A 13,181-nucleotide genomic window follows, 5' to 3' on the forward strand; every position below is an offset into this window, starting at 1 on the left:
CATCTACATTCACTCCCCTCTAATAATGATACATATTATATATATATATATTGATATATATCATATCATAAAAATACAAAAAAAAACAAAAAAAGTTTTTTTTGTATAAATAATACTTAAATAACAAAAATATATTGTAGGTATTCACTTACCTATACAACAATTATAAAAGATGCAACTTTTATAATATTTAGGTTCATTACTTTTCTTAAGCTTTATTTTTTAGTAGGCGGAAAGAACCTTCCAGGTATTCTTTGAGGTTCTATCCAACTTCCCTAAACAATCAGGTTCTCAAAATAGTATAAATTCGAAAACAATTGTTTAGCAAAATTGGAAGAGGAATTAATCTTAAATTGAGCTATACATATTAAATTTTGTCCTTGTACCTGCCCTAGGCTAGTACAAAAAGCAGCTACAAAAAGGTAAAATATATGGTGTTGTAGGAAAATCTGGAGCAGGAAAAAGCACTCTTTTATCTTTGATTTCTGGATTAGATACATGTAGTTCAGGGGAAATCCTATATAAAGATAAAGATATAAAATCTATAGATAGAGATTTATATAGAGCCAAAAATATCGGAGTAATATTTCAAAGTTATAATTTACTTACCAATGCAACAGCTTTAGAAAATATAATTTTATCCATGAACATAAGTGGAGTTAAACATAAAGAAAGTGATGCTTATAATATATTAGATAAAGTTTTCATTGATAAAGAAAAGGCTAGACGAAAAATATTGAAACTATCTGGAGGAGAACAGCAACGTATAGGTATTGCTAGAGCACTTTCACATGACCCTGACATTATAATTGCAGATGAACCCACGGGAAATTTAGATGAAGATGCCGAAAAAAAAATAATGAATATTTTAGTCTCATTAGCACATAAAGAAAATAAATGTGTTATTATCGTAACCCATTCAAAAAATGTTTGTACCTATTTTGATGAAATCTGGGGCATTAATTCAGGTAAATTAGTTTTTCTTAAATAGATTTAATCCTAACTCAAAGTCTAATCTATTAATTATTTTTAATAGATTAGACTAAATTATTTATTCAGTAAAGCATCATTCATACCTAAGAGCATCAATTGGTTTTAGTTTTGCTGCTTTATAAGCGGGGAAAATACCAAATACTATCCCCACTACCATAGAAAAAGAAAATGCTATTAATGTAACTTTCATAGAAAAAGCTACGTTAATTCCAAACTTTGATACAATACTTCCTATTCCTAATCCCGTAGTAACACCTACTAAGCCTCCCATAGAACTTAAAACTAAAGCCTCTATTAAAAATTGAGACATTATATCTCCTCTTTGTCCACCTAATGCTTTTCTGATTCCTATTTCCTTTGTTCTCTCAGTTACAGAAACAAGCATTACATTCATCACTCCAATACCTCCAACTATAAGAGAAATGCTTGCAATACCTCCAAGTAATACACTTAAAGTCTTTGTTACAGATCCCATAGTCTCTAGTAATTGTTTTTGGCTGGTAATAGTATAAGTCTTTTTATTACTTCTATTAGAATTGAATTTATTTGTAAAATACATTTCTAAATTATTTGTAACTAAATCCACCATTTTTTCACTTTCAGTCTCTATATATAAACTAGTAATATTGGTAGTTTGGGCTAGTGTTACAGTTGTACTTAATGGTGCAATTAGCATTTCATCAATATTTCCACTCATTGAACTCCCTTGTGATTCTAATACCCCTATAACTTTATAGGATTCACCATTGACCTTTACACTCTGTCCCACAGGATTTAAAAATTGAAATAAATCTGATGCAACATCTGAACCAATGACTAATACCTTACTTCTATTTTCATCATCCACATCAGAAATAAATCTTCCAGAGGCAACATTTAATTGCCTTATGTCAGAAAACTCCCCTCTTACTCCTGTAACATTATATGATTCCGATATCTCATCAAAACTTAATGTGGCATTGATAGATAAAGATGGCGCCAAATTTTTTACTCCTTGTATCTTATTAATTTTACTCAAATCTTCTGTAGTAATTTTGTTATTATTCATCACACTAACATAAATCAAATTGGTACCTAAGGATTGTATTTGTCCCATTATATTCTTTGAAGAGCCATTCCCTATTGCTACCATAACTATTACAGATGAAATTCCTATAATTATTCCTATCATTGTAAGTATAGATCTCATTTTATTACTTATAATATTTTTTATTGATAACTTTAAAGTTTGAAGAAAATTCACCTAAATCACCTCTATTCGTATAACCTTCCATCTATTATTTTTATGACTCTTTCAGCTTCCTTAGCAACTTCATTATCGTGTGTAATTAGTATTATAGTCTGCCCTTCTTTATGTAAATTTTTAATCAACTTAATAATCTCTTTTGATGTCTTCGTATCTAAAGCCCCTGTAGGTTCATCTGCTAGTATTATATCTGGATTTCCAGCCAATGCTCTAGCTATAGCAACTCTTTGCTGTTGTCCACCTGATAGTTCATTAGGTTTATGATTTTCTCTCCCCTTAAGTCCAACACGATTTATATAATCTAACGCAATTGTTCTGCACTCTTTTGCTGCTATACCTCTATAAAAAAGTGGAACTTCTACATTTTCTACTGCCGTTAATTTCCATAATAAATTAAAATTTTGAAATACAAATCCCACTTTCTTATTTCTTATATTAGCTAATTGTACTTCATTAGCTTTTTCTATATTTATACCATCAAAAATAAAAGTACCATAATCTACTGTATCTAGACATCCAATAATATTCATAAGTGTTGACTTTCCTGAGCCAGAAGGGCCCACTATGGATACAAATTCACTTTTATTTACAGAGAAACTAATATCATCCAACACCTTTACTAAATCATCTCCCAAAGTATAATACTTGGATATATTTTTTAATTCTAACATAATTATTTCTCCTCTTTATCTATTTTTTGATACACTTGACCTTTCTTGCTGCATATTTTCATCTTGCTTAACCCTACCATTGTCATTAATTTTACCAAATCCTCCTTGCATTCCACCTTTTGATTCAATTTTATTATTACTATTGGTATTATTTTTTATCATTATCTCATCATCCTCAGAAAGTCCACTGGTTATTTCTACATATGTGTCATTAGATATACCTGTCTCAACCTTTTTAGTTTTTGTTACTCCTTCTTCACTATATATTAAAACATGCTTTGATCCATTAGAAGTTTTTACTGCATTAATTGGAATAAGTAATGTATTTTTTTTAGATTCTACTGTAATTTTAGTTTCTACAGACATACCTATTTTTAAATTTTTTACATCGTCTATAGTTATAGTAACCTGAAAAGTTGTTACACCATTTGAGTATTCTCCTTGCTCACTTATATCTGATACTTTTCCTGAAAACTTTTCTCTATTATAGGCATTAGATACTATACTAACTACCTGACCGTTTTTAATTGATGATAGATCTTTTTCATCTACTTGAATCTTAATAACTAGATTTTTATTATCCTTTATAGTTAAAACCTCTTGCCCTGAATTAACATTACTTTCTGCCTTTACATTTACTGTAGATATAATTCCATCATAGGGAGCTGTTATTACATTTCCCCTTTCAAAAGTAATTAATATATCCCCTTTTTTAACTACACTATTTTCTTTTACTAAAACTTCCTTTACAGTATCTTTATAATCATATTTTATTGCATCAATTCTTGACGTTTGTATACTTCCAGAACCTGAAATTGATTTTTCTATATCTCCCTTGATTGATTTTACTTTAGTATATTCATTAACTTTTTGCTCAACTCTTCTATTATTACAAATATAATTATACGAGATTATACCTCCGCTTATAAGAGTTACTGTAACTATTGCACCTATTACTTCCTTCTTCATTTCTACACTATCCTTCCCTGATATAATTTCATGACTTTATCTTAATTTATTAACCTTAAAATAAACTTAAAGAAAAAAAGTACAGATTAACTGTACTCTTTTTTTATCCTTAATTTAATTATTACTCTGGTACCTTTGGGAATATTAGTTTGAATTTCAATACTTCCATTGTGTTTTTCAACTATCCATTTTGCTATAGATAATCCTAATCCTGAACCACCACTTTCTCTTGTTCTAGCTTTATCTTCCCTATAAAATCTTTCAAATATTTTTTCTTTATTCTCTTGTTTTATTCCTATACCTTCATCCTCAACATAAATTAAACATTTATTATCTTTGTTAAAAACTCTTATATTTATTACTTCTCCATTATCTGTATACTTTAATGCATTATCTAATAAAATAATAAATAGTTGCTGAATCCTTCCCTCATCACAATATAAAGAAACATTTTCTATATCTATATTTACTTTTTTACCTTCCATTTCTCCTAGTTCTTTATAAGGCTGTATAACCTTATCTAATAATTCTTTTAAGTTAACTTCTTTTTTTTCTAATTCTATAGTGTTTGAATCTGATCTGGCTAATGTTAAAAGATCTGAAACCATTTTTGAAACTCTTTTTGTTTCCATTAAAGCCGGTTCTATATCATCATATTTATCAATTATTTTAGCATTAGGTTCCCTAAGAATAATTTCTAGTCTTGAATGTATTATTGCAAGAGGTGTTCTAAGCTCATGGGATGCATTTTCCACAAATAATTTCTGTTTTTTCCAAGATTCAATTATAGACTCCATACTTTTACCTGCTAAATACCAACTTGCACCCATTGATACAAATAAAATTATTATCCCTCCAATAATCAATATATTTAAAAGATTATCCATCATTTGTTCAATAGAATTTACATTTGTTAAAATTTGTACAGTAATTTGTCTACCAGAAAAATTTACTAAAAAAGCCAATGTTCTAAATGAATCACTATGTACTGTTATATTATATATTTCATCCAGCCTATTAGGCCTTAGTTCTCTTTCATTAATTTTATAATATTCCATCATTGGCCCTTTATTTAGAATATCTCCATTATTATTTCTAAAGATTACAGTTATTCGCGGATTAGATTTAATCATAAATGGTTCTATACTTTTAGAAATTTTTTTTAGATTCTTCCTATTTTCCAATAACTCAAAATCTATATTACGATATTGGGTAGATTGTATTGTTTTATAAGTTACAATAGAAAAGATTGAAAATATAGCTACAAATATAGAAATATTAATAATAATTAATTTTATTTTTTTTTTATCTTTCATCCTAATTACCCTCTTCTTCAATCATATAACCTAACCCTCTTATAGTTTTTATGTATTTATCATAATTATATTGTTTTAAAATTTTTCTTAAGTTACTAGCATATACCTCTATAACATTGATGGTAGTATCAGAATCAAACCCCCATATTCTATCAAAAATTTGAGATTTAGTTACTATAGTCCCTCTATTATTTATAAGATATTCTAAGATATCATATTGCTTACCTTTTAAATTAACTTCCTCACCTTTTATATATACTTTCTTATTTTTTACATTTAGCTTCATTTCTTTAAATTTAAGAATATCATTATCCACAAATACTCCTATTCTTCTTACCAATGCAAGTAATCTCATAAGCAATTCTTCTCTATAAAAAGGCTTTACCAAATAATCATCAGCCCCAATTTTAAATCCTTTAATTTTATCTTCTATAGAATCTTTAGCCGTAAGAAATAGTACAGGAGTAAACACTTTTTTTTCTCTTAATTCATTTAAAACCTCATATCCACTTTTATTTGGCAGCATTATATCTAATATAATTACATCATAAATGTTTTGTTCTGCCATATATAAACCATCTTCACCGTCCGTAGCATATTCACACACAAAATAGTCCTTTATAGATTTGATAATTGTTTCAGATAATAGGTAATCATCTTCTATTACTAAAGCTTTCATTTTTATTCACTTCTTTCTATATCTTGTATAAAATATTATTTACCAAAAATATTTTCTTAATATAAGACATTTTACTTTTATCATAAATTCTTTAAGTATACAAGCTTATATTGTACAATTAAAAATATATTAATTTTTATAAAAAAAGCTATTACAAAATAACTTTTTATTTTATAATAGCTTTTTATTAATATGTCTAAAATTTAGATATTATTTCTTTTTGAATTTTTTTTACATCTTTTTCTCTAAGGTTAGTTTTTTTTCTTATTTCTTCATTAGTTTTACCATCTATAATCATTTGCCTTGCCATTTTTTTTAAATCATCCATATTTTCTTCTAACATATATAAATCCCACCTTATTAATCTAATTTTTCATCTTTTAAGTCTCCAAAAATTACTCTTGAACTTTCTTCTTGAGAGTTATGCTTAATCTTCTTTTTTCTGAATTTTCCATCATGTTTTTTATTATTTTTTGTCTTTTTTATAGTATTGTCCATAAAAACAACTCCTTTCATCTTTAGTTTTTCTAAAGAAAGGAGTTTTATTCTAAGCATATAATCTGTGATTAAATTTTATATTGTTAATTTTTTAACAGGTTTAAATATATAAAAACTTTTCCCTGTTACTTTATTATCTACAACTTCAGGATTATCTAAATCATAAAACCTTTCAATAGCATCTATTAGTGAAAGCATCTCCTCTTTACTTATCTCTTTTAATTCATATTTAGATAAACTCTCTACTGCAAGAGTTAGTATTAGGTTTCTCCTATCATATTCACACTTAGTAAACTCTTTGTTATCTAAAACTATATTGTCTATTTGGTTTACCAATTTTTCTAGTGTCAAAGTTTCATTTTCCATATACTCAAAACACCTCCATAACTTTATAAGTATATTAATATACAAGTAATTTCCCTAATTTAAATTTATATTTTTTATGTCTGGTAACGTTATAATCTCACCTTTCTCCACTCTGTGCATAAACTTCAACAATATATTAATTATAATGCCATCTTCCCTTTTACAAATAACATACTCATCTTCAAATCCTTTTACTACTGCCTTCATTATTATTTCCCCTTTTATATTACTTATAACTAAGATTATTATAATCCTACTTTTTCCATATTACAAGAAAGAATTACACTATATATTTAATATTTTGTAAAATTTATCTATATTTTACTTCATTTTAATCGTCTTATTTAACATTTACTAACTTTGTTAAATTTTTATCTCTTACTAAAATATTATACACATAAAAACTATAATATATACATAACTTATGATAACTTCATAAATTATGTTACTAAAAAAGGCATATATTATTAAATATATTTAAATAATATATGCTATTATCTTTACTTTAATCACAAAAATTCTATATATGTATAATAGTTAATTTAAATAATCATCTATATGTATGCTTTTATTTCTAAACTTTTTTGTAAAATCTTTATAATAGTCTTCAAAATTATCATAAGAACAAGTATATTCCTCGTAAATGTTGTCATAATTTTCAATAAAATCTTGATATAAGTCATTTAAGTACTCATCAACTAACTCACCTACTTCTTCCGGAGACATCTGCTCTATATTATATCCATTTATTTGAAGCAAACATAATATTTCCTCTGCTATCTTGATTACTTCATCCTTTTTTAACATCATAATAATCCCCCCTATTGAGTTTTGAATTTTATAAAAGTCCTCATATTAATATTATATTCCAGGGAACCATATATCTATTTCTCTTTTTGCATTTTCTTTACTATCTGATGCATGAACTAAATTTCTTTGTTTACTATAAGCATATTTTCCTCTAATACTTCCACTATCCGCTTGTAGTGGATCAGTTGCTCCATTTATTTTTCTTACAATTCCTATGGCATTTTCTCCTTCTAATAAAATAGTCACTATTTCACCTTCCGTTATATAATCAATGAGAGACTGATAATACTCTCTACCTTTGTGTTCAATATAATGGCTTTCTGCAGTTTCTCTATCTGCTTTTATCAATTTGAAATCAACTATTTTTAAATTCTTCCTCTCATAGTAACTTATTATTTCCCCTACAAGCTTTCTTTTTACTCCATCAGGTTTTATTAACACTAAAGTTCTCTCCATAAGCAATCCCCTCTTTTCTGTAATATTTTAATGTATTAATATAATTATACCTTATATTTACTATATAATAAATAATTACTAATTAAAAAAAATAAGAAAGCACTTAATTACTTCCTTATTTTCTATATTTTTCTAATGAATACTCTTGAAATTAAATTAATTTTCTTCGTAGCTAGTTAATACCTGTTGAAGCTTACGTGCTTGCATAGCTGATTCTTCTGCAAATTCTTTAAACAATACCGCTAGCTCTGGATTATCATCAATTCTTTTTGAATAACACTGGTAGTCTCTAACACTCTCTTGTGCATCTAACAGCTTCTTTTTTATAATGTCCTTTGTCTCTAGTTCCACATATACTCCTCCTTACATACTGTGTTTTATAATACGTTATATTTATATGAACATTACTCTTTACATCCATATATAGGACGAAAAGCTTAATGTATCACACCATTTAATCTTCTTTAGTGATATTTTATACTTTTTTCCAAATTCTATGCATTAATTCCAATTAAAATTTATAAAAAAACCTAACTATATATATAAACTATAGTTAGGTCTCTTTTAAGCTTAATTTAATATAATCATATTTTTACTATCCAGATTATAATCCTTAATAGTCACTATTAGTTACATTTATAACTAAATCATCACTTTTACTACTACCACATTCATTTATAAGCTCTGCACTATACACATACTTGCCATTTTTCCTTCCATATATTTCCAAGCTATACTTTTGAGCTTGTGGCGAATTAGAGGTTAAATTAGCCTCATGAATCAAAAAATTGTTTTCATATATTTTGATTTTATTACCATTTATTCCCCACCACATGTTCATTGTTATATTATAATTTCCATCAAGTGATGAACCATTATCGTAGGTTAAAATAGGCTTCCCTGGTTTTTCCTTATCCGGTGAACTAGGATAATCTGTTACATCCACTTCAAGGGTATTACTTTTAGCTACACCATATTTATTAATTATATCCACTGTATAAATATATTTCCCTTTTTCCTTTTCTTTAAAATTTTTAATTATACTCTTGGGAGATACATTGTTTATATTTTCTTCCAATATTAATTTATTATTTTCATATAATTTAACTCTATCCCCTCTACTATTAGATGGAATATTAATAAGAATATCATAGTTACCATAATTATCATTATTCTTTATAGACAATATTGGTTTTAAAGGTAACTTATCATCTGAGGGTTTTTCACCATTTTGAAAAAATCCCTTATAAATAACATCCGTTAAATCGCTTCCTTTTAATGGTGAATCTCCTGCCAATTCCCAAAAAATTATTCCACCATAATCATTCTTATTTACATAATTAACCTTTTCTTGTAATGATACTTCATCTTCATAAGTATACATTTCTCCCTTAGATTCACTGTACAAATAAGGCACCTTTGAATAAGGATCTCTATACTTTTTAAAAGATGAATCTTTTTCTAAAGTACCTTTAATATAATGATAAGGGTTGCATCCTGCTGCACGTCCACCATCCCATATACCTTTTGCTCCACCTTCTGCAGTAGCAAATAATCCTGGTAATTCCTTTATAGGTCCATCATTTTTTACTCCCATCCAACCACGAGAATAATAAGGTGATCCTACTACAAGTTTGTCCTTTGGTATACCGAAAGATTCAAATATTTTCATTGCTTCATCTACATTATAAAAATTCTTTACTATATCTTCATGATTATCATAAGGGTTTTTATATAAAGGTGATTGGTGTCCTGTTATCTTTTCCCATGCACCATTCATATCATAGGTCATTATGTTGATAAAATCTAAATATTGTGAATATTTTTGTGGCTCTGTTTTTTCTATTTTATCCTTACCGCTTCCAACTGCAGCTGTAAGCTCATAGTATTTATTATCCTCTTTACCTGCATTATTTAAAGCTTCTCTCAAATCTTTTAAAAGAAGTGTAAAAGTATATTTTTCATCTTCATCCGCCCAAGGGGTACCTTGATCATTAGGATTATCTACTTTATCTCCTTCTCTCTTAAATGTAGGGTATTCCCAATCTATATCAGCACCATCTAAATCCCATTGGCGAATAAACTCTACAACGCTATCTGAAAAAACTTTTCTGTTTTGTGAAGTTTTAGCTACACTATTAAACCCAGCTGATTGACTCCATCCCCCTATAGATATTAATACTTTTACATCTGGGTATTTTTTTTTGTATTTTTTTATTTGTCCGAGATTACCATTATATGGTGAATCCCAAGCATCACCAAAATTAATGCCCGTGGCAGCCCATTCATCAAATAGAGCTATTTTATTATTTTTTATAGTTGCAAATGCGTAATTTATATGAGTAACTTTATCCCATGGCACGTCAGATATTTTATAATTATCATGTCCACCATAAACACTCCATTCTGTAAAATAGGCTACAATTCTCTTATTACTTCCTTTTTCTTTTGATTTAACGCTACTTCCTCCAAATGGAATCAAGCTAAAAAACATAAACAGAGATAGAAATATTCCTATCCTCCTTTTTAGCTTCTTCTTTTTACAGTTTGTCATATAAATTTCCTCCCTTATAAATATTTTTTCCTCTAACTTTGGGGAAATATTGGAAAAGAAAGAGGCTTTTACAAAATTTAATTAAAACTAGTGTAAAATACATTCATATAGTCTAGTTTTAACTAATTTTATACTATTCATATATTTACCATTATGCCACAACTATCATAAAAATTCTATATATAATGTATTTATATTGTTTTTTATCCAAAATATTGCTTCATTATATTCAGACATATATTTTTCTACTTCCTTCCAAAACAACTTAGAATGATTCATCTGCTTTATATGACATAATTCATGAATTATAATATAATCCATTATCCACTCAGGTGCTAAAATAATTCTCCAATTAAAATTCAAATTTTTTTTACTTGAACAACTTCCCAAACGTGTTTTTTGTTCCTTAATTCTATAATTATTATACTTAACTCCTACAATTTCACTATATAATTTTAGCTTTTCTCCTATTAACTCTCTCGCTAACTTCCTATACCATATGTAAATGTTATCTATAACAATTTTGTTATATTGTATATTTCCACACCACTTTTTAGGCATATATATTTCTATTTTTTTACCTCTAATAAAAATCTTTACTTTTGTTTCTACATAAAAAAGGATTTCTACTGAGTAATAAATACCTAAAAATAAAATTTTGCTAATCACTTCTCCTCCCCCCCAAATTACATAAACTTAATTACTATTATATAAAACCTAAAAACAATATACTATATATACTTAATTAAAAAATAAGGTAAACGTCTCAAAGTACATTTACCTTATTTAAAACTATTTATCTTCTTCTTTTTTTGTGGTAGCTATTCCTAATTCATTTATTTGCACTTCATCCACTACATTAGGTGCCTCTGTTAATGGACAGAACGCATTTTGATTCTTAGGGAAAGCTATTACATCTTTTATATTTTCAGTTCCTGCTAAAAACATTATCATTCTATCAAAACCATAAGCTAATCCTCCATGTGGTGGTGGTCCAAATTTAAATGCTTCAAGTAAGAATCCAAATCTTTCCCATGCTCTCTCTTTAGTAAATCCTAATACTTCAAACATCTTTTGCTGAAGATTAGTATCATGAATTCTTATACTTCCTCCACCTAACTCTTCTCCATTTAGTACGATATCATAAGCTTTAGCTCTAACTCTACCTGGATCAGTATCTAGATAAGGTATATCCTCATCCATTGGCATTGTAAATGGATGATGTTCCGCTTCCCATCTATCTTCTTCATCATTATATGAAACCAATGGGAATTCAGTAACCCATACAAATCTAAACTCTTTATTATCCTTTAATAACTCTAGCTCTTTAGCTAAATGTAGTCTTAACTGCCCAAGACTTTGGAATACAACTTTATCTTTAGCATCAGATACTATTAATATTAAGTCTCCCACTTTAGCATTCATTTTTTTAACTATGTTATTCATTTCATCTTCTGATAAAAATTTAGCTATAGGTGATTTAATTTCATCTTCCTTGCATGCAATCCATGCTAATCCTTTGGCTTTAAATCCTTTTACAAAATCAGCTAATTTATCTATCTGCTTTCTTCCCATATTAGCACAATTCTCAGCTTTTATAGCACGTACAGAACCTCCATTATTTAATGAATCCTTAAATACCTTAAATTCAGAATTTTGTACAACCTCACTTATATTTTCTATTTCCATTCCAAATCTTAGATCCGGCTTATCACTTCCATACTTCTCCATAGCAATTTTATAAGGCATTCTTTCTATAGGAAGCTTTACATCTACATCTATTATATTTTTAAATACATACTTAATTAATTTTTCATTTAAATCTATTACGTCATCTGTTTCTACAAAAGACATTTCTAAATCTATCTGTGTAAACTCTGGTTGTCTATTGGCTCTTAAATCCTCATCTCTAAAACATTTTACTATTTGGAAATATCTGTCAAAACCTGATACCATAAGTAATTGTTTAAATAATTGTGGGGACTGTGGTAATGCATAAAACATTCCCGGATAATTTCTACTTGGCACAAGATAGTCTCTTGCTCCCTCAGGTGTACTTTTAGTAAGCATTGGAGTTTCAACTTCTAAAAATCCATTTAAATCCATAAAGTCTCTAACAGCTTTTGCAGCCTTATGTCTAACCATTAAAATTCTTTGCATATCTGGTCTTCTTAAATCTAAATACCTATGCTTTAATCTTATATTTTCAGCTGCATCTAAATTCTCTTTTATGTATATAGGCGGTGTCTCTGATTCTGATAATATTTTTATATTTTCGCCCTTTAATTCCACCATACCTGTTGGTATATTTTCATTTGGAGATTGTCTTTTTATAATACTTCCTGTAACTGCAATGCAGTATTCAGATTTAACTGTATCGGCCCTATGAAAAGCTTCTTTATCTATTTCTTCCCCAAATACTACTTGAAGAATTCCAGTTCTATCTCTTAAATCTACAAATATTAATCCCCCTAGATTTCTTTTTCTCTGAACCCATCCCATTACAGTAACTTTGTTGCCTACATGGGATTCCCTAAGTTCACCACACATTATGGTTCTCTTTAGTCCTTTTAATGCTTCTCCCATTTCATTTCCTCCTCTTATCAACTCTAATTGAAAGCCG

15 protein-coding genes and 1 pseudogene are annotated in these 13,181 nt (G+C 27.8%); 1 reads left to right on the plus strand and 15 read right to left on the minus strand.

Annotated features, from left to right (window positions below; all coding sequences use genetic code 11):
* Window positions 1-421: 421 nt before the first annotated feature.
* Window positions 422-991: pseudogene (locus EJL03_RS03930) on the plus strand (ABC transporter ATP-binding protein); the annotation flags it as partial.
* 75 nt (window positions 992-1,066) lie between these two features.
* On the opposite strand, the gene EJL03_RS03935 reads toward EJL03_RS03930, so the two are convergent.
* The 15 genes from EJL03_RS03935 to aspS all read right to left on the minus strand — a co-directional run bounded on the left by EJL03_RS03935 (window position 1,067) and on the right by aspS (window position 13,144).
* Window positions 1,067-2,236, minus strand: a complete 1,170-nt coding sequence (locus EJL03_RS03935) for an ABC transporter permease (RefSeq protein ID WP_125152669.1) — start codon at window positions 2,234-2,236, stop codon at window positions 1,067-1,069.
* A gap of 11 nt (window positions 2,237-2,247) precedes the next feature.
* Window positions 2,248-2,910, minus strand: coding sequence for an ABC transporter ATP-binding protein (locus EJL03_RS03940; RefSeq protein WP_125152670.1), 663 nt, complete (start codon window positions 2,908-2,910; stop codon window positions 2,248-2,250).
* A gap of 15 nt (window positions 2,911-2,925) precedes the next feature.
* Complete coding sequence (locus EJL03_RS03945; RefSeq protein ID WP_125152671.1) at window positions 2,926-3,879, minus strand: efflux RND transporter periplasmic adaptor subunit; 954 nt, start codon at window positions 3,877-3,879, stop codon at window positions 2,926-2,928.
* Window positions 3,880-3,965: 86 nt separating this feature from the next.
* Window positions 3,966-5,195: a sensor histidine kinase gene (locus tag EJL03_RS03950; RefSeq protein WP_125152672.1), complete on the minus strand. Its 1,230-nt coding sequence runs from the start codon at window positions 5,193-5,195 to the stop codon at window positions 3,966-3,968.
* 1 nt (window position 5,196) lies between these two features.
* Window positions 5,197-5,874, minus strand: a complete 678-nt coding sequence (locus EJL03_RS03955; RefSeq protein WP_125152673.1) for a response regulator transcription factor — start codon at window positions 5,872-5,874, stop codon at window positions 5,197-5,199.
* A 196-nt stretch (window positions 5,875-6,070) separates the two neighbouring features.
* Window positions 6,071-6,217: a hypothetical protein gene (locus tag EJL03_RS15960; RefSeq protein ID WP_164508987.1), complete on the minus strand. Its 147-nt coding sequence runs from the start codon at window positions 6,215-6,217 to the stop codon at window positions 6,071-6,073.
* Between the two features lie 17 nt (window positions 6,218-6,234).
* The gene (locus EJL03_RS15965; protein WP_164508995.1) at window positions 6,235-6,372 is read right to left on the minus strand and encodes a CPC_1213 family protein; all 138 of its coding nucleotides are present in this window, start codon (window positions 6,370-6,372) and stop codon (window positions 6,235-6,237) included.
* 75 nt (window positions 6,373-6,447) lie between these two features.
* Window positions 6,448-6,738, minus strand: a complete 291-nt coding sequence (locus tag EJL03_RS03960) for a hypothetical protein (protein WP_125152674.1) — start codon at window positions 6,736-6,738, stop codon at window positions 6,448-6,450.
* A gap of 54 nt (window positions 6,739-6,792) precedes the next feature.
* A complete protein-coding gene (locus EJL03_RS15970) occupies window positions 6,793-6,945 on the minus strand; it encodes a hypothetical protein (RefSeq protein WP_164508996.1) in 153 nt (50 codons plus the stop codon).
* A 330-nt stretch (window positions 6,946-7,275) separates the two neighbouring features.
* Window positions 7,276-7,548 carry a hypothetical protein gene (locus EJL03_RS03965; RefSeq protein WP_125152675.1) on the minus strand — a complete coding sequence of 91 codons (273 nt, stop codon included), beginning with the start codon at window positions 7,546-7,548 and terminating at the stop codon, window positions 7,276-7,278.
* A 51-nt stretch (window positions 7,549-7,599) separates the two neighbouring features.
* The gene (gene ndk / locus EJL03_RS03970) at window positions 7,600-8,004 is read right to left on the minus strand and encodes a nucleoside-diphosphate kinase (protein WP_125152676.1); all 405 of its coding nucleotides are present in this window, start codon (window positions 8,002-8,004) and stop codon (window positions 7,600-7,602) included.
* A 156-nt stretch (window positions 8,005-8,160) separates the two neighbouring features.
* Window positions 8,161-8,355, minus strand: a complete 195-nt coding sequence (locus EJL03_RS03975; protein ID WP_125152677.1) for a hypothetical protein — start codon at window positions 8,353-8,355, stop codon at window positions 8,161-8,163.
* 262 nt (window positions 8,356-8,617) lie between these two features.
* Window positions 8,618-10,558, minus strand: coding sequence for a glycosyl hydrolase family 18 protein (locus EJL03_RS03980; RefSeq protein WP_125152678.1), 1,941 nt, complete (start codon window positions 10,556-10,558; stop codon window positions 8,618-8,620).
* Between the two features lie 165 nt (window positions 10,559-10,723).
* Window positions 10,724-11,227 (minus strand): M48 family metallopeptidase, encoded by a 504-nt coding sequence (locus EJL03_RS03985; RefSeq protein WP_125152679.1) that lies wholly within the window; start codon window positions 11,225-11,227, stop codon window positions 10,724-10,726.
* A 123-nt stretch (window positions 11,228-11,350) separates the two neighbouring features.
* Window positions 11,351-13,144: an aspartate--tRNA ligase gene (aspS, locus tag EJL03_RS03990; RefSeq protein WP_125152680.1), complete on the minus strand. Its 1,794-nt coding sequence runs from the start codon at window positions 13,142-13,144 to the stop codon at window positions 11,351-11,353.
* Window positions 13,145-13,181 lie beyond the last annotated feature (37 nt).

The organism is Clostridium rectalis, from assembly GCF_900626095.1.
Classification (GTDB): domain Bacteria; phylum Bacillota; class Clostridia; order Clostridiales; family Clostridiaceae; genus Clostridium_AS; species Clostridium_AS rectalis.